Origin of the sequence: Paramixta manurensis, assembly GCF_013285385.1 — a bacterium.
GTDB classification, from domain to species: Bacteria; Pseudomonadota; Gammaproteobacteria; order Enterobacterales; family Enterobacteriaceae; genus Paramixta; species Paramixta manurensis.
Map to the genome: position 1 here is coordinate 2929580 of NZ_CP054212.1, position 23175 is coordinate 2952754.

23 protein-coding genes and 1 other annotated feature are annotated in these 23175 nt (G+C 50.1%); of the genes, 12 read left to right on the forward strand and 11 right to left on the reverse strand.

Annotated elements, in window-relative coordinates; all coding sequences use genetic code 11:
- Nucleotides 1–14 precede the first annotated feature (14 nt).
- The 4 genes from PMPD1_RS14225 to PMPD1_RS14240 all read right to left on the reverse strand — a co-directional run bounded on the left by PMPD1_RS14225 (nt 15) and on the right by PMPD1_RS14240 (nt 5179).
- Nucleotides 15–560, reverse strand: coding sequence for a YfaZ family outer membrane protein (locus tag PMPD1_RS14225; protein ID WP_173634666.1), 546 nt, complete (start codon nt 558–560; stop codon nt 15–17).
- Nucleotides 561–702: 142 nt separating this feature from the next.
- Nucleotides 703–2073: an APC family permease gene (locus PMPD1_RS14230; RefSeq protein WP_173634667.1), complete on the reverse strand. Its 1371-nt coding sequence runs from the start codon at nt 2071–2073 to the stop codon at nt 703–705.
- A gap of 322 nt (nt 2074–2395) precedes the next feature.
- Nucleotides 2396–3694 carry a 4-aminobutyrate--2-oxoglutarate transaminase gene (gabT, locus tag PMPD1_RS14235; RefSeq protein ID WP_173634668.1) on the reverse strand — a complete coding sequence of 433 codons (1299 nt, stop codon included), beginning with the start codon at nt 3692–3694 and terminating at the stop codon, nt 2396–2398.
- A 66-nt stretch (nt 3695–3760) separates the two neighbouring features.
- A complete protein-coding gene (locus PMPD1_RS14240) occupies nt 3761–5179 on the reverse strand; it encodes a glutamine synthetase family protein (RefSeq protein WP_173636231.1) in 1419 nt (472 codons plus the stop codon).
- A gap of 210 nt (nt 5180–5389) precedes the next feature.
- On the opposite strand from PMPD1_RS14240, the gene puuD reads away from it, so the two are divergent.
- From puuD to PMPD1_RS14255, 3 genes are read left to right on the forward strand one after another with little or no spacing between them, the layout of a single operon-like run.
- Nucleotides 5390–6154 carry a gamma-glutamyl-gamma-aminobutyrate hydrolase gene (puuD, locus tag PMPD1_RS14245; protein ID WP_173634669.1) on the forward strand — a complete coding sequence of 255 codons (765 nt, stop codon included), beginning with the start codon at nt 5390–5392 and terminating at the stop codon, nt 6152–6154.
- Nucleotides 6151–6708 carry an HTH-type transcriptional regulator PuuR gene (gene puuR / locus PMPD1_RS14250; protein ID WP_173634670.1) on the forward strand — a complete coding sequence of 186 codons (558 nt, stop codon included), beginning with the start codon at nt 6151–6153 and terminating at the stop codon, nt 6706–6708. The genes puuD and puuR overlap by 4 nt, the downstream gene beginning before the upstream one ends.
- A 25-nt stretch (nt 6709–6733) precedes the next feature.
- Nucleotides 6734–8011: an NAD(P)/FAD-dependent oxidoreductase gene (locus PMPD1_RS14255; RefSeq protein WP_173634671.1), complete on the forward strand. Its 1278-nt coding sequence runs from the start codon at nt 6734–6736 to the stop codon at nt 8009–8011.
- Between the two features lie 2 nt (nt 8012–8013).
- Here PMPD1_RS14255 and PMPD1_RS14260 read toward each other — a convergent pair whose 3' ends face one another.
- Entirely contained in the window at nt 8014–8838 is an 825-nt protein-coding gene (locus PMPD1_RS14260; protein WP_173634672.1) for an SDR family oxidoreductase, read from the reverse strand.
- Nucleotides 8839–9013: 175 nt separating this feature from the next.
- Here PMPD1_RS14260 and hisL point away from each other — a divergent pair, with 175 nt between their 5' ends.
- From hisL to hisIE, 9 genes are all read left to right on the forward strand, one after another.
- Complete coding sequence (gene hisL / locus PMPD1_RS14265) at nt 9014–9061, forward strand: his operon leader peptide (RefSeq protein WP_100396937.1); 48 nt, start codon at nt 9014–9016, stop codon at nt 9059–9061.
- Nucleotides 9037–9159: a sequence feature (His leader region), on the forward strand. (Overlaps the previous gene by 25 nt.)
- A gap of 78 nt (nt 9160–9237) precedes the next feature.
- Nucleotides 9238–10137 carry an ATP phosphoribosyltransferase gene (gene hisG, locus PMPD1_RS14270; RefSeq protein ID WP_173634673.1) on the forward strand — a complete coding sequence of 300 codons (900 nt, stop codon included), beginning with the start codon at nt 9238–9240 and terminating at the stop codon, nt 10135–10137.
- Between the two features lie 3 nt (nt 10138–10140).
- Entirely contained in the window at nt 10141–11448 is a 1308-nt protein-coding gene (gene hisD, locus PMPD1_RS14275) for a histidinol dehydrogenase (RefSeq protein WP_173634674.1), read from the forward strand.
- On the forward strand, nt 11445–12536 hold the full coding sequence (gene hisC / locus PMPD1_RS14280) for a histidinol-phosphate transaminase (RefSeq protein ID WP_173634675.1): 1092 nt from the start codon (nt 11445–11447) through the stop codon (nt 12534–12536). The genes hisD and hisC overlap by 4 nt, the downstream gene beginning before the upstream one ends.
- Nucleotides 12533–13597 (forward strand): bifunctional histidinol-phosphatase/imidazoleglycerol-phosphate dehydratase HisB, encoded by a 1065-nt coding sequence (gene hisB / locus PMPD1_RS14285; RefSeq protein WP_173634676.1) that lies wholly within the window; start codon nt 12533–12535, stop codon nt 13595–13597. The genes hisC and hisB overlap by 4 nt, the downstream gene beginning before the upstream one ends.
- Complete coding sequence (gene hisH / locus PMPD1_RS14290; protein ID WP_173634677.1) at nt 13597–14187, forward strand: imidazole glycerol phosphate synthase subunit HisH; 591 nt, start codon at nt 13597–13599, stop codon at nt 14185–14187. Before hisB ends, hisH begins: the two co-directional genes overlap by 1 nt.
- 5 nt (nt 14188–14192) lie before the next feature.
- On the forward strand, nt 14193–14930 hold the full coding sequence (hisA, locus tag PMPD1_RS14295) for a 1-(5-phosphoribosyl)-5-[(5-phosphoribosylamino)methylideneamino]imidazole-4-carboxamide isomerase (RefSeq protein WP_173634678.1): 738 nt from the start codon (nt 14193–14195) through the stop codon (nt 14928–14930).
- Nucleotides 14912–15688 (forward strand): imidazole glycerol phosphate synthase subunit HisF, encoded by a 777-nt coding sequence (hisF, locus tag PMPD1_RS14300; RefSeq protein WP_173634679.1) that lies wholly within the window; start codon nt 14912–14914, stop codon nt 15686–15688. Before hisA ends, hisF begins: the two co-directional genes overlap by 19 nt.
- Nucleotides 15682–16296, forward strand: a complete 615-nt coding sequence (hisIE, locus tag PMPD1_RS14305) for a bifunctional phosphoribosyl-AMP cyclohydrolase/phosphoribosyl-ATP diphosphatase HisIE (protein ID WP_173634680.1) — start codon at nt 15682–15684, stop codon at nt 16294–16296. The genes hisF and hisIE overlap by 7 nt, the downstream gene beginning before the upstream one ends.
- A 51-nt stretch (nt 16297–16347) precedes the next feature.
- Here hisIE and wzzB read toward each other — a convergent pair whose 3' ends face one another.
- The 6 genes from wzzB to PMPD1_RS14335 form a co-directional block, all read right to left on the reverse strand.
- A complete protein-coding gene (wzzB, locus tag PMPD1_RS14310) occupies nt 16348–17367 on the reverse strand; it encodes an LPS O-antigen chain length determinant protein WzzB (protein ID WP_173634681.1) in 1020 nt (339 codons plus the stop codon).
- Nucleotides 17368–17480: 113 nt separating this feature from the next.
- Nucleotides 17481–18887 (reverse strand): NADP-dependent phosphogluconate dehydrogenase, encoded by a 1407-nt coding sequence (gene gnd, locus PMPD1_RS14315; RefSeq protein ID WP_173634682.1) that lies wholly within the window; start codon nt 18885–18887, stop codon nt 17481–17483.
- A gap of 195 nt (nt 18888–19082) precedes the next feature.
- Nucleotides 19083–19889, reverse strand: a complete 807-nt coding sequence (locus PMPD1_RS14320) for a glycosyltransferase (protein ID WP_173634683.1) — start codon at nt 19887–19889, stop codon at nt 19083–19085.
- 86 nt (nt 19890–19975) lie between these two features.
- Entirely contained in the window at nt 19976–20833 is an 858-nt protein-coding gene (locus tag PMPD1_RS14325; RefSeq protein WP_173634684.1) for a beta-1,6-N-acetylglucosaminyltransferase, read from the reverse strand.
- A complete protein-coding gene (locus tag PMPD1_RS14330; RefSeq protein WP_173634685.1) occupies nt 20830–22104 on the reverse strand; it encodes an EpsG family protein in 1275 nt (424 codons plus the stop codon). The genes PMPD1_RS14325 and PMPD1_RS14330 overlap by 4 nt, the downstream gene beginning before the upstream one ends.
- A gap of 74 nt (nt 22105–22178) precedes the next feature.
- Nucleotides 22179–23123, reverse strand: coding sequence for a glycosyltransferase family 52 (locus tag PMPD1_RS14335; protein ID WP_173634686.1), 945 nt, complete (start codon nt 23121–23123; stop codon nt 22179–22181).
- Nucleotides 23124–23175: the final 52 nt, after the last annotated feature.

Consider the following 23175-nt stretch of genomic DNA (forward strand, 5'->3'; position numbering starts at 1 on the left):
GCCGCCATTAGCCACTAAAAGCGCACTGACGCGCCAATATACGGGCCATCGGACAGCACGTTATCTTTGTGGCCGTCTTTATTATTCAGCGCCATATATTTATAGCCAACCTGGACGTTAAGCAGAGAGATCGGGCTAAAGCTTACGCCAGCAGACCCTTCCTGATAGCTATCCAGGTGATCGGAAAAAGAGTCCGGCGAATAGTAGTACTCGCCATACAGACCAAACATTTTGGTGACCGGCACCTGAACGCCGCCGCCCACCGCAACGGCGAACCCGTCTTTACCATCTTCAGGGCTGGTATATAGCGCTTTCACACCCGGTGATAAAAAGACCGACCCGACTTCAAGGTTGTAACCCAGTTTCACACCGGACGCGCTACCATCATGGTCGCTACGCATCCAGTTGCCGGACAAGCTTAACCCTGGTGTGGTGGTACCCAGACCGAGATTCAGGTTGGTGTAGTGTTTACCCACATCAACGCTGCCCTCGATCGCCTGCGCGGCGCCTGCCGCGAGTAACATTGCCACGCCACTGCTTAACAGCACTTTTTTGTTCATTGCCAAACTCCCTCGTTAATTGGCTTTATCCTGGACGGCGAAGCATAAACGAAGCTAAAACAGATAAACAATCAGAGAGTGATGACTTTACATTACAGAAGTAAAAAAGGGCGCCGTAGCGCCCTGAATAGCATGCGGTTACTTACAGTAAATCCTCACTGCATTGCGGAACCGGGTTACGGAAGCTGCGAGTGACAAACGCCAGATAAGAGAGGCCAATCGCCGCCCAAATCAGGCCGAGCGTCATAGAACTCTCTTCCAGGTTAAGCCACAGCGCTCCAACGGTTAACGCGCCGCACAGCGGCAGGATCAGGAAGTTAATCGTGTCCTTAAATGACTTATTGCGCCCTTCACGGATCCAGAACTGCGAAATGACCGACAGGTTAACAAAGGTAAACGCCACCAGCGCGCCAAAGTTAATCAGTGCCGTTGCGGTCACCAGATCAAAGGTAATTGCGCCCAGCGCAATGACGCCGACCAACAACACGTTTAACGCTGGCGTATGCCATTTCGGATGGATATAGCCAAACACACGTTCCGGGAACACGCCATCGCGCCCCATCACATACATCAGGCGCGACACGCCTGCGTGCGCCGCCATACCGGAGGCCAGCACCGTGATGCAGGAGAAGATCAGAATGCCGAACTGGAAGGTTTTACCCGCCACGTACAGCATAATCTCCGGCTGCGAGGCATCGGGATCTTTAAAACGTGAGATGTCCGGGAAGTACAACTGTAGAAAGTAGGACACCACGATAAAAATCAACCCGCCGATCAACGCGGTCAGGAAAATCGCTTTCGGAATCACCCGGCCTGCGTCTTTGGTCTCTTCCGATAACGAGCTAATCCCGTCGAAGCCAAGGAACGAGAAGCACAGAATCGTCGCGCCGGTAATCATCGGCACCACGTGTGCATTTTCCGACCAGAAAGGACGGCTACTGACCAGCGTACCGGCGCCTTCACCGTGCGCTACGCCATACACCACCATCCCCATGATGACCGCCATCACCGCGACCTGCAGCACCACGATAACGCTGTTAAAGTTGGCGACCGTTTTGATTCCACGCAGGTTTGACAAGGTCATGAAGCCGACCAGCAGCACCACGAATGACCATGACGGCACCGATGGCACCAGCGCTTCGAAGTAAATTTTCGCCAGCAAAATATTGATCATCGGCATGAACAGATAGTCCAGCAACGATGACCAACCGACCATAAAACCCACGTGCGGGCTAATGGCTTTCTGCGCATACGTGTAAGCGGATCCCGCAGAGGGGAAGCGGCGTACCAGCTTACCGTAGCTTAATGCAGTAAACAGAATCGCGATCAGCGCAAAGGCATAGGCGGTAGCAACGTGACCATCGGTCAAACCTGAAACGATGCCAAAGGTATCAAACAGCGTCATCGGCTGCATATACGCCAGGCCCATCATGACGACCGGCATCAGGGTTAAGGTTTTTTTCAGGTGCGCGCGCGGCTGTGGTACAGCGGAAGAAGCGATATTATGCGACATGGCTCAGTCCTCCCATAGCAACAACCTTTTCGGGCTGAACTACAGGAAAACTTCGCGCAGTGCGATAGAGGGATAACAGGGGCGTAACGGCGGTATAAACAGGCGAGAGAAACCAACCTGCAGCGGCACCGTAGTCATCACGGAGTCGGGTACCAGCATGCGCCGGTGCAAAGTTAATGAACTGCCCCATCTTTTCTTATCCTCAATAAGACACGATTATGCGTGTTTAAAGCGTGTATCTATCCGGCACTGTGACCGGCCTCTTGAAATGAATCCTGGTTTGGTGCAAAAAATAACCGGCGCGTCAGCGTCGGTTATTGCTCTATTTTGCAGGGCGCATATTCTGCACTACTCGAAGGGAGGATGACAAGATGTTGAGGCCTTCAGAAACAACTTCTTTATCTGCGGTCAAAGGAATCAGGAATCGAATAACGTTTCCCCGTACGCCGCAAGCGAGCAAGATCAGCCCCTGGCGCCCGGCTTCCTGTACCAACGCCTGGGTAAGTTCTTTATCGGGCCGTTGACTGTCTCCCTGTTGCACCAACTCCATGGCAATCATGGCGCCCAGCCCACGAATCTCGCCAATACAGTCAAACTCATGCGCCAGCAGCTTGAGGTGATGCAGCACCCATTCGCCTTGCGCCTGCGCTTTTTGATTCAGTTGCTCGCCTTCAATCAAATCCACCACCGCCAGCGCGGCGGCAATCGCGATTGGTGACCCGGCGTAAGTGCCGCCAAGCCCGCCCGGCTGCGCTTTTTCCATCAGCGAGGTTTTCCCCACCAGCGCGGAAAGCGGAAAACCGCCCGCCAGGCTCTTCGCCATTGTCACCATATCCGGCTCAACGCCGCTGTGTTCAATCGCGAAGGTTTTACCGGTTCGACAAAACCCACTCTGAATTTCATCGACAATCAGCACGATGCCATGCTCATCGCATAGCGCACGCAGTTGGGTAAGAAAGGAGGCCGAAGCGACGTAGAACCCGCCTTCTCCCTGTACCGGTTCGATGATGATCGCCGCGACCTCATCCGGCGCAACATCAGCGGCAAAAATACCGCGTAATGCGGCAATCGCCTGCGTGTCACTAATGCCTAAATAGCCGGCGGGATAAGGCGCGTGGAAAATACCGCCGGGAAAGGGGCCGTAGCCTTTTTTATACGGCTGAACTTTGCCGGTTAATGCCATCCCCAATAACGTGCGCCCGTGAAAACCGCCGCGAAAAGCAATCACCGCCGAACGCCCGGTGGCGATGCGCGCCACTTTAATCGCATTCTCGACCGCTTCGGCGCCGGTCGACATTAGCAGCGTTTGCGTCGGTTGTTGAATGGGTACCAAGTGATTGAGTTTTTCTGCCAGTTCGACGTAACAGCCATACGGCGTCACCTGGAAACAGGGATGGGTAAATTTTTCTAGTTGAGCCTGTACCGCCTGGATCACTCTGGGATGATTATGCCCGGTGTTTAGCACCGCAATCCCGGCGGCGAAATCAATATAGCGCCGTCCTTCGACATCCCACAGCTCGGCGTTGCGCGCTTTTTCTACATAGACCGGCAATGCATTGCCGACGCCGCGCGTAATTGCCGCCTCGCGACGAGCCTGCCACTGTTGATTGGTTTCAGTCATGATATGTCCCTTCTGGCAAACACGCGGAGCGGCGATTAAGTTAAACCTCAACCACCGCGACGTGCGTCAGGCATTTTTCAGCATCCAGTCGATTTCCGTGGCGGTAATCAACCGTTCAAAATGCATCAGTTCATGGTGCTTACAGCTATGCCACACAAAACCAAACCGCTCACCCAGCAATTTTTGCAGCGGATAGCTCTGTTCAAACTCACACAGCGCATCGCTTTGGCGAATCGGCAACGGATTACCTTCGGCTTCATGACCATTGCCTGTTACCGGCGGCGGTAACGGAAGCGCATTATCAATACCGTGCAGAATACCGGCCAAAATCGCCGACATCACCAAGTAGGGGTTAGCATCAGCGCCCGCGACACGATACTCCACACGGTGATTGTCAACATCGCCACAGGGAATCCGTAACGCGACAGTGCGATTGTTGTGCCCCCAAGAGGCTTGTAACGGTACGAACGCATCGGGCAGAAACCGCCGATAGGCATTAACGTTCGGTGCCAGTAACGCCATTGAGGCGGGCATCAGATCGATCATTCCAGCTAACGCGCGCTTCAGCAGCGGCGAATCACTACCATCATCACTGGCGAACGCATTATGGTCAGCGGCATCCAACATGCTGATATGCACATGCATTCCGCTACCGGCATACTCTTCATAGGGTTTCGCCATGAAAGTGGCGTTCATTCCGTGACTTTCCGCAACCTGGCGGATCAAACGTTTTAGCTGAATAGCGTGATCGCAGGCATTCAGTACGTTACGCGTATGGTGCAAATTAATTTCGAATTGCCCCGGAGAGGCTTCAGCCAGTGCGCCATCGGCGGGAATGCCTTGCTGCTTCGCCAGGGAATCAATATCACTTAACACCTCGGCGAAATGATCAAGATTATCTACCGAGTAAACCTGACTTTGTCGATTACGCTCTTCGCTGCCCGGCGCGCATGGCGGCTGAATATAGCCTTCCGCATCGCGCTGTTTATCGACCAGATAGAACTCCAGCTCTACCGCTACCACCGGAAAGAGCCCTCGATTGCGCAGTTGTTGCCACAATTGGTTGAGGACATTTCGGGGTTCAACGTCAAAGGGAGTGCCATCTTGATTGCGCATGGTTAACAGAACCTGCGCCAGGTGTTGCGGATCGGCAGCGGAGGGAGCCAGCGAGCCTTCGACCGGCACGCAAATATTGTCCGGCTCGCCGAGCGCTTGCCCTAGACCAGCCTCTTCAACCGTATTGCCAAGGATGTCCATGGCGAAGACCGATGCCGGGAAATAACAGCCTTTTTCGAGTTTTGCCAGACTGGCGAAAGGAATGCGTTTACCGCGAAAGACACCGTTTAAATCTGTCAGAAGGATATCAACATGCTGCGTTTCAGGATAGCGTTCCAGATAGGCTTCCACCTCATTCCGGAACGCGCTGGTTCGCTTCTCTTCACTGTGCCTGGTGAAGTCTTCTACTTCCACGAGATTGGTCATTATCTCACCCACCCTTTACCGTATTAAGCTGTATTGCGTGTTGCTCAAAATAACAGCCACATATCTAACATAGCGCTAACACAAAAAGTGTGCAAATGTTACATTTGCGTTTGAATATTGAACAATCGATTGCTAGATTGAAAATATATTGCACAGTTTTGCCTGATTAACGCCTTCACTGGCGAATATATTTAACAGCGCCACGGAGGAAGCATGGGCATTATTTTTAACAAGCCTTTGATTGGCGTAATAATGTGCCAGGTGGAGACCGGCGGCCACCCCAGCCAACTGGTGCACAATAAATACCTTGATGCGCTACTCCTCTCAGGCGGCGTTCCGCTGGCTTTACCGCATAGCCTAATGCAACATCCCGACACGCTGGAAACCGCCCTTTCCGCTCTCGACGGCATTTTGCTCACCGGTAGCCCCAGTAATATTGAACCCCGGCATTATGGTGAAAGCGGTGATGAACCTCACGCCGATGCCGGGCGCGATACCCTTGCTTTTGCCTTAATCAAACACGCCATCGCCCATCACATGCCCGTCATGGCGATTTGTCGCGGTTTACAGGAACTGGTGGTTGCCACCGGTGGCGCACTACACCGTCAACTGCATCAGCAACCGGGTTTTCAAGAACACCGCGAAGACCACGCCTTAGCGTTAGCCGCGCAATATGCGCCAGCGCATGAGGTGTTTGTCGAACCCGGCGGGCTATTAATTGATTTGATCAACGGCTGCGAAAAATTTTGGGTTAACTCACTGCATCAGCAGGGCGTGCGCGCACTCGGCCCTGGTGTGCGCATTGAGGCGCGCGCGGCAGATGGGTTGGTAGAAGCAATTAGCCTGCGTGATTGTCCATTTATTTTCGGCGTGCAGTGGCACCCCGAATGGCACAGTGGTGAATCGGCGCTTTCGCGCCTGTTATTCGATGGATTTATTAACGCCTGCAACAGGTATCAGAAGGAATCACGGTCATGAATGAAGCCACTCTGGCGCCCGGACGACGTTTATCGCAAATCCGGCAAGAGTTGGGGTTATCACAGCGGCGCGTCGCCGAGCTTTCCGGTTTAACGCACAGCGCCATTAGCACCATTGAGCAGGACAAAGTGAGTCCGGCAGTCAGTACCTTACAGAAGTTGTTGAAAGTTTATGGCCTGTCGTTATCCGAGTTTTTTTCCGAGCCAGTAAAAGATGAAGCGCCCAAAGTGGTGGTCGAAGCCGACGAGCTGATTGATATTGGTAGCCAGGGCGTGTCGCTAAAATTGATTCATAACGGTAACCCCACATGTTCACTGGCCATGTTACTGGAAACCTATGAACCCGGTGCCACCACCGGTGAAAAAATTCGCCACCAGGGCGAAGAGACCGGCACGCTGCTGGAGGGTGAAATTACACTAACCATCGGCGGCCAACATTATGCGCTACATGCCGGACAAAGTTATGTGATTAATACCGGCTGCCCGCACAGCTTTACCAACACGTCGACGCGTTTATGTCGCATTGTCAGCGCGCATACACCAGCAACATTCTGATTAGGCAGCTTTAATGGAGGGATCAATGGAACATGTGGAGAGTTACTACGCGCAAACTGCCAACTACCATGCCCCCTGGCCGCAATTAAATGAGAGCATCCAGTGCGATGTCTGCATCATTGGCGCCGGGTTTACCGGCCTGTCGTCAGCGCTGTTTCTGACCGAGGCCGGTTATGACGTAGTAGTGCTGGAGGCGGCACGGGTTGGCTTTGGCGCTAGCGGGCGCAACGGCGGCCAGGTCGTCAACTCCTGGAGCCGCGATATTGATGTGATTGAACAGCGCTACGGACAGGATAGCGCACGCATGTTCGGCAGCATGATGTTTGAAGGCGCGGAGATCATTCGCGACCGTATCGACCGTTATGCCATTGACTGCGATTATCGACCCGGCGGTATTTTTGCCGCGCTAAACCCACGGCAGATGGGACATTTACGTCAACAACAGGCACTCTGGGAGCGCTATGGCAACCATCAACTGGAACTGCTTGATGAGAGCGGTATTCAGCGCGAAGTGGCAACCACGCGTTACGTTGGCGGGCTGCTGGATAAACGCGGCGGCCATCTTCATCCGCTCAACCTGGCATTGGGAGAAGCGGAAGCGATTCGCCGCCACGGCGGCCGGATTTATGAACACTCTGCCGCCACGCAAATCCGCTACGGTACGCCAAACCAGATTAGCACCGCGCAAGGGAACGTCAGCGCCAAGTGGGTGATCTTTGCCGGTAATGCCTATTTAGCGCCCCAGCTCGAACCACGCCTAAGCGGTAAAAGCATGCCTTGCGGCTCGCAAATTATCACCACTGAGCCGCTAAGCCAGGATCAGGCGCTGTCGCTGATCCCCAACAACCGCTGCGTGGAAGATTGTAACTATCTCCTCGACTATTTCCGTCTCACCGCCGATAACCGGCTACTGTATGGCGGCGGCGTGATTTATGGTGCGCGTGAACCGGCCGATATTGATGCCCTCATTCGTCCCAAATTAGCCAAGACCTTTCCACAATTGCAAAATATCCCTTTTACCACGCGCTGGAGCGGTAACTTCTTGCTCACCTTGTCGCGTATGCCGCAGTTTGGGCGGCTGGAAAATAACGTTTATTACATGCAAGGAGACAGCGGGCATGGCGTTACCAGTACCCATTTGGCCGGTAAGTTAATTGCCGAAACCTTACGCGGCGACGCAGAACGTTTTGACGTCTTTGCCGCCTTACCGCATCTGCCCTTCCCCGGCGGCCGCCGTTTTAAAGTGCCGTTAACCGCCATCGGCGCCGCGTGGTATGCGCTGCGCGACCGCCTCGGGGTTTAAGCTTATGCCAGCGGCATTTTCAGCGGGTCCGGATAACTGTATTCAAACCCAAGCTCGTTGCAAATCTTATTGCCATCAATCACCTTGCCCTGCCCGCCATTATCCGGCGCAAAGGTCGGCGGCGTAAGGCCGAGTTGTTTTGCCACCGTCGGATAAAATTGATTACGCGCCGGATGCTTAGGCGCACTGAGGTTATAAACGTGCCCGCCTTTTGGCGTTTGTAGCAACAGCACAATGGCGTCGACTACATCATCCAGGTGCACCAGATTTACGCCCTGCTCACCTTCGGATAAGTCCATTTTCCCGGCGAGGAAACGTCCCGGATGGCGCCCCGGCCCCACCAGGCCGGATAACCGTAAAATATCCACCGACGTGCCAGGCAAATCATGCAGCCAGTTTTCCAGCGCCACCAGCGTTTTACCGGCGACGGTTTCCGGCGTTAATGGGCTGGACTCTTTCATTACGCCGCCGCCCTTACCGTATACCGAGGTAGAACTGGTGAAGATAACGCGCGGCACTTTCATTGCCAGTGCGCTATCAACAATATTTTGCACCGCCTGAACATAATATTCGCCGCCTTCCACCGTGCGGCTTGCCGGTAACGTCACCACCAGTGCATCAACTGCCAGCAAGGCGTTTAACTCATCCGCCTCGCAAACCAGTTCAGGCGTCAGTTCCAGTTGATAAGCTTCTATCCCACATTTACGCGCAGCAATTACCCCATCCGGCGTGGTTTTGCTACCGGTCACCTGACAGCCACGCGCAGTGAGCGCCATCGCTAACGGCATCCCTAGCCATCCCAGCCCAACAATCGCGACTCTTTTCATGCCCGACTCCTTAATCCTGGATTGATCTTCACAGGCTACGCCAGGCCGGGCGGGCTGACAATCATCCTCAGGCCTGGAATCACCCCGATCGATAAAAAAGGGTTGCCATTCTTTCTCATCTTCGTTAGGTTAATTGGCACACAAAGTGAATACACATTCATTGGCGGAATTTTTTATGACACGCGTTCAGTTCAACCACCATCATCACCATCATCCTGACTAGTCTTTCAGGCGATGTGTGCTGGAAGACGTTTAGGATCTTCCAGTGGTGCAGAACGCAAAGAGAGCCCCCGGAAGATCGCCTTCCGGGGGTTTTTTTATGGGCTTTACGCGCGGCATAGCAAATTGAGACACCTTTATTGCCACCCCGCAGACAGGATTGAAAAGAGGATTTAAGAGATGTTAGATAACACCCGTTTACGCATAGCTATGCAAAAATCCGGCCGTTTAAGCGATGAATCGCGCGAATTACTGGCGCGCTGCGGTATCAAAATCAACCTGCAACAGCAGCGACTGATTGCTTTCGCTGAAAATATGCCGATTGATATTATGCGGGTACGCGATGACGATATTCCTGGCCTGGTTATGGATGGCGTGGTGGACCTGGGGATTGTGGGTGAAAACGTATTGGAAGAGGAGTTGCTGACCCGCCGCGCCCAAGGCGAAGATCCGCGTTACTTCACGTTACGCCGCCTGGATTTCGGCGGTTGCCGCCTTTCGCTGGCGATGCCGGTTGATGAAGAATATAGCGGCCCGCAATGTCTGCAAAATGCCCGTATCGCGACCTCTTATCCGCACTTATTAAAACGTTATCTCGATAAACAAGACATCGCCTTTAAATCCTGCTTACTGAATGGTTCTGTTGAGGTTGCGCCGCGCGCCGGATTGGCCGATGCGATTTGCGACCTGGTTTCTACCGGCGCCACGCTGGAAGCCAACGGGCTGCGTGAAGTGGAAGTGATCTATCGTTCGAAAGCCTGTTTGATCCAGCGCGATGGCGACATGCCCGCCGCTAAACAAGAGTTAATCGACAAACTGCTGACCCGCATTCAAGGCGTGATTAAAGCGCGTGAATCCAAATACATCATGCTACATGCCCCCAGCGAACGCCTGGATGAAGTTATTGCGCTGCTGCCGGGCGCCGAGCGCCCTACCGTGCTGCCATTGGCGGGCGATCAAAGCCGCGTAGCAATGCACATGGTAAGCAGCGAGACGCTGTTCTGGGAAACCATGGAGAAGTTGAAAGCATTGGGCGCCAGCTCGATCCTGGTGTTGCCGATTGAAAAGATGATGGAGTAAATCATGAGCGCGTTTAACACCCTGATTGATTGGCAACAGTGCAGCACCGCGCAACAACAGGCCTTACTTATGCGTCCGGCCCTTTCCGGCTCCGACCAGCTTGCGCAAACGGTCAAAGAGATCCTTGACCGGGTTAAAGTCGAAGGCGATGAGGCGTTGCGCGACTATAGCGCGCGTTTTGATCGCGTGCAGGTTGAAGCGTTACGCATCAGTGAGCAGCAAATTGATGCCGCCATTGGCCGCCTTAGCGACGAGGTTAAACAGGCGATGGCGGTGGCGGTTGGGAATATCGAAACCTTTCATCGTGCGCAGCAACTGGCAACCGTGGATATTGAAACCCAGCCAGGCGTACGTTGCCAACAGGTTACCCGCCCGGTCGCCTCGGTCGGTTTATATATTCCCGGCGGCTCCGCGCCGCTGTTCTCCACCGTACTGATGCTGGCAACGCCCGCGCGGATTGCCGGTTGCTCACGCGTGGTTTTATGCTCGCCGCCGCCGGTAGCCGATGAAATTCTGTATGCCGCACAGCTATGTGGCGTGCAGGAAATTTTCCAGGTGGGCGGCGCGCAGGCGATTGCCGCACTGGCTTTCGGAACCGATTCAGTACCCAAAGTAGACAAAATTTTTGGTCCGGGCAACGCTTGGGTGACGGAAGCTAAACGTCAGGTCAGTCAGCGTTTTGACGGAGCGGCAATTGATATGCCCGCCGGGCCTTCTGAAGTGCTGGTAATTGCCGACGCGCAGGCCACGCCGGACTTTGTCGCCTCCGACCTGTTATCGCAGGCTGAGCACGGCCCGGATTCACAGGTGATTTTACTCACGCCATCGACCGCCCTGGCACAGGCGGTCGCGGTGGCGGTAGAACACCAATTGGCGCAGTTACCCCGCGCGGAAACCGCTCGCCAGGCACTGGAAAGCAGCCGCCTGATCGTGACGAAAGATTTAGCGCAATGCGTGGAAATTTCGAACCGTTATGGGCCGGAACACTTGATTATTCAAACCCGGCAGGCGCGTGATTTAGTCGAAAGCATTACCAATGCGGGCTCGGTATTTCTGGGCGACTGGTCGCCGGAATCTGCCGGAGATTATGCTTCCGGCACCAACCATGTGTTGCCAACTTACGGCTATACCGCCACCTGTTCGAGCCTTGGACTTGCGGATTTTCAAAAGCGCATGACGGTACAAGAACTCACCCCGCAGGGCTTCCTAAACCTCGCGGGCACGATTGAAACCCTTGCCGCCGCCGAACAACTGATCGCCCATAAAAATGCGGTAACCTTGCGCGTCGCCGCCCTGAAGGAGCAAGCATGAGTCAGAACATTGAGAATCTGGCGCGCGCCAACGTCCGCGCCCTGACACCTTATCAGTCTGCGCGCCGCCTTGGCGGCAATGGCGACGTGTGGTTAAACGCCAATGAATATCCGGTGCCAGTGACCTTTAACTTGACGCAACAAACGCTAAATCGCTACCCGGAGTGTCAACCCAAAATGGTGATTGAACGCTACGCGGCTTATGCCGACGTTCCTGCCGAACGGGTGCTGGTCAGCCGCGGCGCCGATGAGGGCATTGAGCTACTGATGCGCGCGTTTTGCGAACCGGGTCAGGACGCCATCCTGTTCTGTCCGCCGACCTATGGCATGTATAGCGTGAGCGCGGAAACCTTCGGCGTGGCTTTCCGCACCGTACCTGCCACGGCAGACTGGCAACTGGACCTGCCGGCGATTGCGCAAAACCTTGCCGACGTTAAATTGGTTTACCTTTGTAGCCCGAATAACCCGACCGGCAATCTGATCAACCCGAACGATATTCGTCAGTTACTGGAAATGACGCGCGGCAAGGCCTTAGTGGTCGCCGACGAAGCCTATATTGATTTCTGCCCAAGCGCGACGCTGGCTGGCTGGATTGATGACTATCCGCATCTGGTCATTTTGCGTACTTTATCAAAAGCCTTTGCGCTGGCCGGGTTGCGTTGTGGTTTTACTCTCGCGCATCCACAGGTGATTCAATTATTGCTCAAAGTGATCGCGCCTTATCCGCTTTCAACGCCGGTGGCGGATATTGCCGCCCAGGCGTTAAGCCCGGAAGGGATTGCGTTGATGCGGCAGCATGTAGAAACGCTGAATGCCACTCGCCGCAAGCTCACTGATGGCCTGCGCCAATGTCATTGCGTTGAGGCGGTGTTTGAAAGCGAGGCCAACTATCTCATTGCCCGCTTCACTGACGCTCCGCACGTCTTTAAAACGTTATGGGATCAGGGCATTATTCTGCGTGATCAAAATAAGCAACCGGGGCTGGCCGGATGCCTGCGCATCTCCATCGGCACCCCTAACGAGTGCGAGCAAGTTATCGCCGCGCTGAAATCGTTATCCGGCGCACCGGAATCCAGGAAGCAAGCATGAGCCAGAAAACCCTGTTTATTGACCGTGACGGTACCCTTATTTCCGAGCCCCCTGAAGATTTTCAGGTGGACCGAATGGATAAACTGGCCTTCGAGCCACAGGTGATTCCGGCACTGCTGGCGCTGCAAAAAGCGGGTTTTCGGCTGGTAATGATCACCAATCAGGACGGTCTCGGCACCAGTAGCTTTCCACAGGCGGATTTCGACGGCCCGCATAACTTAATGATGCAGGTTTTTACCTCACAGGGCATTAGCTTCGACGAGGTATTGATTTGTCCGCATAAACCCGAAGATGGCTGTGCCTGTCGCAAGCCACAAGTAAAAATGGTGGAGCCGTGGTTAGCCGACGGGGTACTGGATACCGCCAATAGCTATGTGATTGGCGATCGGGCAACCGATATTGAGCTGGCTGACAATATGGGGATCCAGGGGTTACGTTATGGCCCTGAGTTAGGTTGGGATGCCATCTGTCAACGTCTTACCCGCCGTGACCGTTACGCATTGGTAAACCGAAATACGAAAGAGACGCAAATCCAGGTGGAAGTGTGGCTGGATCGTGAAGGAAGCAGCAAGATTAATACCGGCGTGGGTTTTTTCGATCATATGCTCGATCAAATCGCCACGCACGGCGGTTTCCGAATGAATATTGAGGTCAAGGGCGATCTGTATATTGACGATCACCATACGGTAGAAGATACCGGCCTCGCCCTCGGCGAGGCGCTGCTTAAGGCGTTGGGCGATAAACGCGGTATTGGCCGGTTTGGGTTTGTGTTACCGATGGATGAGTGTCTGGCACGCTGCGCGCTGGATATTTCCGGTCGCCCTCACCTGGAATTTAAGGCGGAATTTAATTACCAACGCGTTGGCGATCTCAGCACCGAGATGGTGGAGCACTTTTTCCGCTCACTCTCTTACACTATGGCCAGCACGCTGCACCTGAAAACCAAAGGTAAAAACGATCACCACCGGGTTGAAAGCCTGTTTAAGGCCTTTGGTCGCACGCTACGCCAGGCGATCCGCGTTGAGGGAAATACCCTGCCGAGCTCGAAAGGAGTGCTGTAATGAATGTGGTTATCCTTGATACCGGCTGCGCCAACCTCTCTTCAGTGAAGTGGGCGATTCAGCGGTTGGGTTATCAGCCAGAAGTGAGCCGCGATGCCGATGTGGTGTTAAAAGCCGATAAGCTGTTTTTGCCCGGCGTGGGTACCGCTCAGGCCGCCATGGATTTACTGCGTGAGCGTGAACTGATCGCGCTGATTAAAGCATGTACCCAGCCGGTGCTTGGCATTTGCCTCGGAATGCAGCTACTTGGTGCGGGCAGTGATGAAAGCGGCGGCGTAACCACGCTGGGGATTATTGACCAACCGGTGAAAAAGATGAACGCGGCCGAGCGGCCGTTGCCGCATATGGGCTGGAACCAAATCACCCCGTTGGCAGGCAACCATCTTTTCCGCGATATTGATGACGGCGCATATTTCTACTTTGTCCACAGCTATGCCATGCCGGTCAACCCTTACACCATCGCACAATGTACCTATGGCGACCCCTTTACCGCCGCAGTACAAAAAGACAACTTCTTTGGCGTGCAATTTCACCCCGAGCGTTCCGGCGCCGCGGGCGCACAGCTACTGAAAAACTTCCTGGAGATGTAAGCCTGATGATTATCCCGGCGTTAGATTTAATTGATGGCAAGGTGGTACGTTTGCATCAGGGCGATTATGGTCAGCAGCGTGATTACGGTAATGACCCGTTGCCGCGTCTGCAAGCTTATCAGGATCAGGGCGCGCAGTGCCTGCATTTGGTTGATCTCACCGGCGCGAAAGATCCTGCCGCACGCCAGATCCCGCTACTAACCAAACTACTGGCAGGCGTCAGCGTACCGGTACAGGTGGGTGGCGGTATCCGTACCTCACAAGATGTTGACGCCCTGCTCAACGCAGGCGCATCGCGCGTGGTGGTGGGCTCTACCGCAGTAAAAGATCCGGAACGCGTACAACAATGGTTTCAACAATATGGCGCCGAATCGATGGTGCTGGCGTTGGATGTGCGGATTGATGCCCATAATCGTAAAGAGGTCGCCATCAGCGGATGGCAAGAAGCAGGTGGCGTAACGCTCGAAGAGGTTATTGAGCAGTATCAACCGTTTGGCCTGCGCCATGTGCTGTGTACCGACATTTCGCGCGACGGTACCTTAACCGGCTCCAATGTGGCGCTGTATCAGGAAATTTCCGCCGCTTATCCGGCTATCGATTTCCAGTCTTCCGGCGGTATTGGTTCGCTGGACGATATTGCCGCACTACGCGGCAGCGGCGCGCGCGGCGTGATTGTTGGCCGCGCCTTACTGGAAGATAAGTTTACGGTTACGGAGGCGATTGCATGCTGGCAAAACGGATAATTCCCTGTCTCGACGTGCGCGACGGACAAGTGGTTAAGGGGGTGCAATTTCGTAACCATGAGGTGATCGGCGACATTGTGCCATTGGCACAGCGCTACGCCGCAGAAGGGGCCGACGAACTGGTTTTTTACGATATTACCGCCTCTTCCGACGGACGGGTAGTCGACAAAAGTTGGGTGTCACGCGTGGCGGAAGTGATTGATATCCCCTTCTGTGTTGCCGGTGGCATTAAAAGCGCCGACGAAGCCGCGCAAATCCTCTCTTTTGGCGCCGATAAGATTTCGATCAACTCACCAGCGCTGGCCGATCCGCAGTTGATTAGCCGCCTTGCCGATCGCTTTGGCGTGCAGTGTATCGTGGTGGGGATTGATACGTGGTTCGATCAGCAAAGCGGTAAGTACCACGTCAATCAATACACCGGCGATGAAACTCGAACCCGTATCACGCAGTGGGAAACAGAAGCGTGGGTACAAGAGGTTCAGCAGCGAGGAGCGGGCGAAATCGTCCTCAATATGATGAATCAAGACGGCGTGCGGCAGGGTTATGACCTAACGCAGTTGCGCAAAATGCGAGAGATTTGTCATGTTCCGCTGATCGCCTCTGGCGGTGCAGGTAGTATGGAGCACTTCTATGAAGCCTTTAGCGTGGGAGGCGTTGATGGCGCGTTGGCGGCATCGGTGTTTCACAAACAGATAATCAATATTGGTGAACTAAAACAGTTCCTAATCGAAAAAGGTGTGGAGATTCGCCCGTGTTAACACAACAGCAGCAGGAAAAACTCGACTGGGAAAAAACCGACGGGATGATGCCGGTTATCGTACAGCATAGCGTGTCTGGCGAAGTGCTGATGCATGGTTATATGAACCCGGCAGCGCTAGAGAAGACCCTCGCCGAAGGGAAAGTCACCTTCTATTCACGCACCAAACAACGGTTGTGGACTAAAGGCGAAACGTCCGGGCATTTTCTTAACGTGGTGAGTATTACACCGGATTGTGATAACGATACCTTGCTGGTGTTGGCGAACCCGATTGGCCCCACTTGTCATCTCGGCACCTCGAGTTGCTTCTCCCCAGCCGCGCCGGATTGGACCTTTCTATGGCAGTTAGAGCAGTTGCTGGCAGAGCGTAAACATGCCGATCCGGCCACCTCGTATACCGCTAAACTGTATGCCAGCGGCACCAAGCGTATCGCACAGAAGGTTGGCGAAGAAGGCGTAGAAACCGCGCTGGCCGCCACGGTGAACGACCGCCATGAGTTGACAAATGAAGCTTCTGATTTGGTTTATCATCTGCTGGTGTTACTGCAGGATCAGGCGTTGGATATGAGCGCGGTGATTGCTAACTTGCGGGCGCGACACGGTAAGTAAGCCGCGAATTTTAGATGTAAAAAAACCCGGCGCTTGCCGGGTTTTCTTTAATTACGCTTGCTTACGCTGCCGATAGGTTTGCGTCATATTACGACCCAGTACAATACCGGAACCAATAATGCCGCCCAGTAGTACTGCCAAGACTAAAGCTAAGGCCTTTTTCGGACTATCTCGACGAATCGGTAAATCTGGCTTCATGATATAGCGGAATGATTGCAGGTTATCGACCTTGACTTTTAAGTCTGTAATCAATAATAACGCACGTTGTGTATTGTAATAATCATCATCAAATACCAGCGGTTTAGTCGCTTCATTCTCAATCATAGACTGCAACGCCTTGGTGCCGAGCAGATAAAGCGTATCATCTGACAAATACTCAGCCTGACGTAATTGCGATTCAGTAATATTCGATGCCTGTGCGACTTTTAGCGCCTGTTTCATCACATCAATGCGCTGCTGTTTTTTATCCTTCGCCACGCGTTCCTGCGCGGCAAGCGATTCGGTTAACTCACGTGTCTTAACCGCCAGGTTGTGCTTAATATCGGTACCGTAATCATCCACTACATCATCGTTTACCTGTTTGATGTAATGGGTCACCATAGTCTGCGCATCTTTAGCAGTTTGCGCAGTAAATTTAACGCTAAGCGGCTCTGGTTGCCCGGCAACAACCGGGGTAACATTAAGGTCTAATGGTTCTTCCAAGTTTTTTAATTCACCAGAAAGCGCAGAAACTGAGGCACTAAAACGTCTAAAAAGTTGACTCTGCAGGTCAGCAATCGCCAACTTATCCTGCGGATACTGTGAATAAAGCACATTCAATGCCGCATTATAGTTCGCCACCTGCCCGGCGCTCGGCATAGTGATAATGGCCTGAGAAGTCCACTTCTCTTTTGCGGTAAAGACATAAACCACCGCAAGAAGTAACATCACAATTATCGTTGCGATAATAATTTTTTTACCCGCCCACAGTTGAGCAATCACATCCAGCAGATCCAGCTCATCATCACGGTTATAAAAGGTTTGTCGGAGTAGAGATGACTCCTGAGAATTGGCGTTATTATCTTGACTCATAAAATATGTGGGCTCAACGAAAAAGGTCCAAGGAATAAGTACTTGGGTAGAAGGTACGGATTAAAACAGTGAGACAATTAAAAACCCCCTGCCAGGCAGGGGGTTTAAAGGACTTAGTCCAGCCATTCCGTATGGAACACGCCGTCTTTATCCGTACGCTTATAAGTATGCGCGCCAAAGTAGTCACGCTGGGCCTGAATTAAGTTGGCCGGCAGGACTGCGGAGCGATAGCTATCATAGTAAGCGATGGCCGCTGAGAAGGTCGGCGTCGGAATACCGTTCTGAACCGCATAAGCCACCACATCACGCAGCGCTTGCTGATACTCATCGGCAATATTCTTGAAGTACGGTGCCAGCAGCAGGTTAGCGATATCGGCATTATCGGCGTAGGCGTCGGTGATTTTTTGCAAGAACTGCGCGCGAATAATACAACCTGCGCGGAAGATCTTCGCAATCTCACCATATTGCAGATTCCAGCTATATTCGTCAGATGCCGCTTTCAGCTGTGAGAAGCCTTGCGCATAAGAGACGATTTTACCGAGGTACAATGCGCGACGTACTTTCTCAATAAACTCGGCTTTATCACCAGTGAATGCTTTCGCCTGCGGGCCACTTAATACTTTAGATGCGGCCATGCGCTGCGATTTCAGCGAAGAGAGGTAACGTGCAAACACCGATTCGGTGATTAGCGATAGCGGTTCGCCTAGATCAAGGGAACTCTGGCTGGTCCACTTACCGGTTCCTTTGTTGGCAGCCTCATCAAGAATCACGTCAACCAGGTATTTACCGTCTTCATCTTTCTTGGTGAAGATATCTTTGGTGATATCGATGAGGTAGCTGCTAAGCTCACCGTCGTTCCACTCGCTAAAGGTCTTCGCCAGATCTTCATTACTCAGGCCCAGCGCGCCTTTTAGCAGAGAATAGGCTTCAGCGATCAGTTGCATATCGCCGTATTCGATACCGTTGTGTACCATTTTAACGTAGTGACCAGCGCCATCAGGACCGATATAGGTCACACAGGCTTCACCTTCGGCACGTGCGGCGATCTTATCAAGGATTGGCGCAACCAGTTCGTAGGCTTCTTTCTGACCGCCAGGCATAATTGACGGACCTTTCAGCGCGCCCTCTTCACCGCCGGATACGCCGGTACCGATAAAGTTAAAGCCCTGCTCAGAAAGCTCTTTGTTACGACGGATGGTGTCCTTATAGAAAGTATTACCACCATCAATCAGGATATCACCCTTGTCCAGGTGCGGTGTCAGCGACGCGATAGTTTTATCAGTAGCTTCACCCGCCTGCACCATCAGTAGGATACGGCGCGGTTTTTCCAGCGAATCGACAAACTCTTCAATGCTGTAGTAAGGAGCAAGCTTCTTGCCCGGGTTCTCAGCAATGACTTCATCGGTTTTTTCACGCGAGCGGTTGAAGATAGAAACCGTATAGCCGCGGCTCTCAATGTTGAGTGCCAGATTACGGCCCATAACAGCCATACCCACAACGCCGATCTGTTGCTTGGACATTACATACTCCTGTCAGGTTGTATCACCGCGCTCAATAAGCGGGCAGAAATTTGATTTCGATATTAACTCAGGATAAGCGATCTTGAATAGTGTTTGCCGAATACACCCAAAATAAAAGCATTATACGGCAATAAACAGCGCAAAAAACCCACACTATGTGGCCTCAACCGCAATATCGATAACACAGGCTCTGCGTCACTTACGCAATGTTTTGTAAACCGCTTTCAATAAAAATACCGGCAGTAAACGGGGTAAAATTCTAATCAGCGCACAACCGATAACGCCCGGTAAAGAATCAAGTTTCAAGTGATATTTTAGTTTCGCCAGCTTAATTTCACTTGCAATATAATGACGCCCTTTCCTGCGGCCAATCATATTGTTTCCCGCACGGACATGCAGTAGGACATCAGGCAAATTATGCGTAATGTAACCTTGCGCAATTAAACGTAACCATAAATTATAATCTTCCATATATAAATGGTGCTGATAGCCGCCAACTTTATCAATAGCAGATTTTTTAAACACCACGCTCATATGATTAAAGGGATTGCGTTTTCTTGCATATTGAACAATATCAGCATGGTTTTCTGAAGAGAATCTGACTCCTTGAGAATGATGCATGGATTCGTCAAATTCTTCTGCCGCGCTACCCAACAAGGAGACTTCAGGATAATTTCTCATTAGTGTGATTTGCTCCTCAAAACGCGCAGGCAGACATATATCATCAGTATCCATTCGAAAGACTATTTCATTTCGAGTGATCGCCAGTCCATGATTTAACGCGCTGCCTAACCCAACATTAGCAGGAAGTCGAACACGTTCAATTGGCAACTGAGAAGAAAATGTCGTGACCACCGCTTCAAGTTCTTCACCGACAGGACCATCGAAAACGATGACAACTTGATCTGGTTGAAAGCTATTTTTAACAATGCTGTCCAGACACTCACTGAGATGTTGTGTCGATTCTTTGTAATAAAGCGAAAGTAAAACAGTAAATTTCACAATAAAACCTTTTCTACAAAGCCAACATACTGGCGCAACAGAATATCAGCAGGATATTACCTGTTATGATAGAGGTAAACAGAGGACTACCTTTTCTCGCAGAAACTAATATATTGTGACAATACATCACTGGTGACCTTACGGGCAATAAAACAAGCCGGTCTTTCGCGAACCAATAAGAGGTCGTTTAGTGAAAGATAACGAGGACTGCTATGACCATGAGGAAAGTCAATATATCTTAAATTAAACGTTTCTATCTCTTCTTTTTTAATCCATTGAGAAAATAACATCTGGAAAAAATGTTCGTCACTACATGATGTATAAGTGAAATCTTTAATCACTGCATCATCGACTTTCTCGTAAATGATGTCGGCATGGACCCGACTGAGCGTAAACCACTGACTTCCCAAAAAAATCTCTTCGTCTCTAAAATTCTTTCGTTTAAGCCCGACCATAAACTGTAGTTTTATAGCTAAAGCAGAGCATGCTCTAGCCAAGAATGTCTGCGAAAAACGATTGTTTCTGAACAGATTAAAACGATTGATTCGCCAACAATAGGAGGCCCGATCAGAGCGATAATCCAGAAAGGATTTATTATCAGCATAACAAAGGTACTGTTTAAATTTGTCCACATCTAGCACGACGTCTTCGCCGCTTAATAAACAGCAATAATCAAAGTTGATGTCATTGTGGTACAGAGCACGTAACATTTTCAGCGTAGCTTGTAACTGAGAAATACCTGACCAAAAAACAGAAACTGGATCCTCAACGATGTGAATATTACTAGCTAACTGATAAATCTCCTTGAGTTCCTCAGCGATTCTTGGGCTTTTTGCATCGATATGAATCACCACGTAATCGTCTTTAGTCAATATAAGGGAATTAATTAATAGTTCTATCTGCCGACTATTTTTATGACACTGAATTAAGTAGGCTACCTTCATAGCTTATTACCATTGTCGATGGTCACATCCGCTATACCGGGTAGCGAAAGACGCCTGATATAATCCTGTTTTTCCATAAATGCATCAACATAGTAACCCGGATACGACTCTATCAGAGGGTATCGGTAGTAGTATCCCGGTAAAAAAAACTTGTATATCGCCAGAGAAATAGCTAACAGCATAAACATATATAAATGCGTACGGTTCGAAAATAGACTAAAAAAATTGTAGTAATAGAAGCCAAATAAAATGAAAATAATGGGCATCATAATTCTAGTCGGAACGCCCGGAAGAATAGATAGGATTAACATCCCAAACACAAATAATAGCAAGGAGGGAGCCAGTGACCATCTTATTCCTTTCAGGCGAAGCAGAAGATCTAAAACAATCAAAGGAAATATATAAAATATTTGTTTAACAGATTTTATTATTTCATTATTTATAAGATCTTTATTTTTCATAAAAAACAAAACAAAACCTATCTTATCGTTGGGAAATATATTATTAATGATAGTCAGTATAGGATATGCAAACACGACGAAACCCAACAATGCAACACTACTTAGTATCGCTCTTTTGAAAGAACGAGTTTGTAACAGGTACCGGATAACAAAATAGATAACAGGAGTACTGAGATGGAACAGACAGCCAATCGCCAACCAGAATAAACGTTTGCGATTATCGAACAAGGCAAACAGAACAAAAAATGAGGCGATAGCTTGTCGCTCAATAGTCAACATAGCTGTAATTTTAAGAAACAATGCCCCCCATAAAAAAAGCATATACTTATTTTCTTTCCTGCTTACTATGAATAGCGTGTCTATCTTAACCAAGTAATAAAGCATTGCCATAAAAAGTAATATATAAAAAATCTGTATTACGTAAGGTAGAGGCTGGTTAATGATAACCGATAGCAAAAAATTTAACCCAGGCAGACCAATCTCAAAACCTCCACCAAAGTTAAAAAGGGCGATATAATGACCGTTAAGCAAGTCCAGATAGTTATTATAATAGGTAGTAAAATCATCTTCACGAAAGATAAATTTCTGTACACTATTTTCGTTAATGATGAAGGTACTAATTAAAATGATAATAAATGCAAAAAAGAGTAATTTTTTATATTCACCATTTTTAGCATTAGCAATAAAAGCTAGCACCAGAAAAGAGAAGAGATATGCGCCTAAGGGAAAAAAAAGAACTAATAAAACACCAATCGAGAATATTACCGCAAGCGATAGTTTTATAGTTTTTATATTATCTAAGTCGTTCAAGGACATGTACTCCGGTCTATATACATTAAGTATTTCTGTTTTTTACTAGCAGATAATAAGACGCATAATCTGAACTACTCCAGCTTTGCTAAAATTTTAAAAAGATCAATCTGCTTTTGTATTGCATTACAGTATTTTTCTTTTAACTTACCCAGAACAAGAACGTTGTTCTTTACTAAATCGACATCAATAAAGTGATACTGTGTTGAGTTAGCGATACCAAAGAGGTTTACCCTATATCCCTGTATAAGTAATTCGCTAATCTTTTTTTCAGCAAGTACGTCACCCAAAAGCGTGTAATGCTCATTTTCTTTCCAGAGAAATTTGTCTCGAGGATGTGGAATTACGATATCCTGAGCTGAAAGCATTGAAAGAAAATTTTGCCTTACAATATCCGCCTCACAATATACTTCATCAAAATGCGGGCATAAATAAATATTTATCAACGGCCGCCATTCGAAATTACCAGAGTTCCAAGCGTTCACATCTATTAACGGTAAGTATTCAGTTTCCTCAAGTATATTAGGCAAATGATTACTTGAGAAATGTATGTCAATTATACTTTTGACTTCCTGAATATCTTTGATTCGGTTTCCCATGAGCCGATATTTAAGCTTAATAGTCTTTGGCATTACTTCTGGTACGTAAAAGATAGACTTATCTACGTAATTAGCTGTACCATCATCAAATGTATATATTCCATCAAAATGAAAACAAGAAAGTATAGTCTGAATAAAGAGGTCGTCAATACTAGCAAAATAAATATTTTTTTTACCATTATATTTTTTTATTTTCTTTCTTAAAAAGAGAAGCGTTTTCAGTTGACTCCATAACCGGGAGAACTGGGATGCGCCATCAACAATATGACAAGTTACGCTCAAACAACTCAGTACCGACCGTTCTCTTTCAGAAAAACCATCAGCCAGGTAAATAAAAATAATGTCAGATAATTCTTTTCGCTTAATGATGATATCGGCATAGTATGCCTGAAATATTGTCCTACAAACAAAAACATTCATATTTTATATTCAAATAAGACAGGAAAACCGGAATTTTGTTCTTGGTAAGAAG

Excerpts from the sequence above, each read along its gene's own strand:
- hisC (WP_173634675.1), top strand. The coding sequence starts at position 11,445 with ATGAGTCAGAACATTGAGAATCTGGCGCGCGCCAACGTCCGCGCCCTG.
- wzzB (WP_173634681.1), bottom strand. The coding sequence starts at position 17,367 with ATGAGTCAAGATAATAACGCCAATTCTCAGGAGTCATCTCTACTCCGA.
- PMPD1_RS14325 (WP_173634684.1), bottom strand. The coding sequence starts at position 20,833 with ATGAAGGTAGCCTACTTAATTCAGTGTCATAAAAATAGTCGGCAGATA.
- hisD (WP_173634674.1), top strand. The coding sequence starts at position 10,141 with ATGAGCGCGTTTAACACCCTGATTGATTGGCAACAGTGCAGCACCGCG.
- puuD (WP_173634669.1), top strand. The coding sequence starts at position 5,390 with ATGGGCATTATTTTTAACAAGCCTTTGATTGGCGTAATAATGTGCCAG.
- gnd (WP_173634682.1), bottom strand. The coding sequence starts at position 18,887 with ATGTCCAAGCAACAGATCGGCGTTGTGGGTATGGCTGTTATGGGCCGT.
- hisB (WP_173634676.1), top strand. The coding sequence starts at position 12,533 with ATGAGCCAGAAAACCCTGTTTATTGACCGTGACGGTACCCTTATTTCC.
- PMPD1_RS14335 (WP_173634686.1), bottom strand. The coding sequence starts at position 23,123 with ATGAATGTTTTTGTTTGTAGGACAATATTTCAGGCATACTATGCCGAT.
- puuR (WP_173634670.1), top strand. The coding sequence starts at position 6,151 with ATGAATGAAGCCACTCTGGCGCCCGGACGACGTTTATCGCAAATCCGG.
- hisG (WP_173634673.1), top strand. The coding sequence starts at position 9,238 with ATGTTAGATAACACCCGTTTACGCATAGCTATGCAAAAATCCGGCCGT.
- hisH (WP_173634677.1), top strand. The coding sequence starts at position 13,597 with ATGAATGTGGTTATCCTTGATACCGGCTGCGCCAACCTCTCTTCAGTG.
- hisF (WP_173634679.1), top strand. The coding sequence starts at position 14,912 with ATGCTGGCAAAACGGATAATTCCCTGTCTCGACGTGCGCGACGGACAA.
- PMPD1_RS14260 (WP_173634672.1), bottom strand. The coding sequence starts at position 8,838 with ATGAAAAGAGTCGCGATTGTTGGGCTGGGATGGCTAGGGATGCCGTTA.
- PMPD1_RS14225 (WP_173634666.1), bottom strand. The coding sequence starts at position 560 with ATGAACAAAAAAGTGCTGTTAAGCAGTGGCGTGGCAATGTTACTCGCG.
- gabT (WP_173634668.1), bottom strand. The coding sequence starts at position 3,694 with ATGACTGAAACCAATCAACAGTGGCAGGCTCGTCGCGAGGCGGCAATT.
- PMPD1_RS14230 (WP_173634667.1), bottom strand. The coding sequence starts at position 2,073 with ATGTCGCATAATATCGCTTCTTCCGCTGTACCACAGCCGCGCGCGCAC.
- hisA (WP_173634678.1), top strand. The coding sequence starts at position 14,193 with ATGATTATCCCGGCGTTAGATTTAATTGATGGCAAGGTGGTACGTTTG.
- PMPD1_RS14255 (WP_173634671.1), top strand. The coding sequence starts at position 6,734 with ATGGAACATGTGGAGAGTTACTACGCGCAAACTGCCAACTACCATGCC.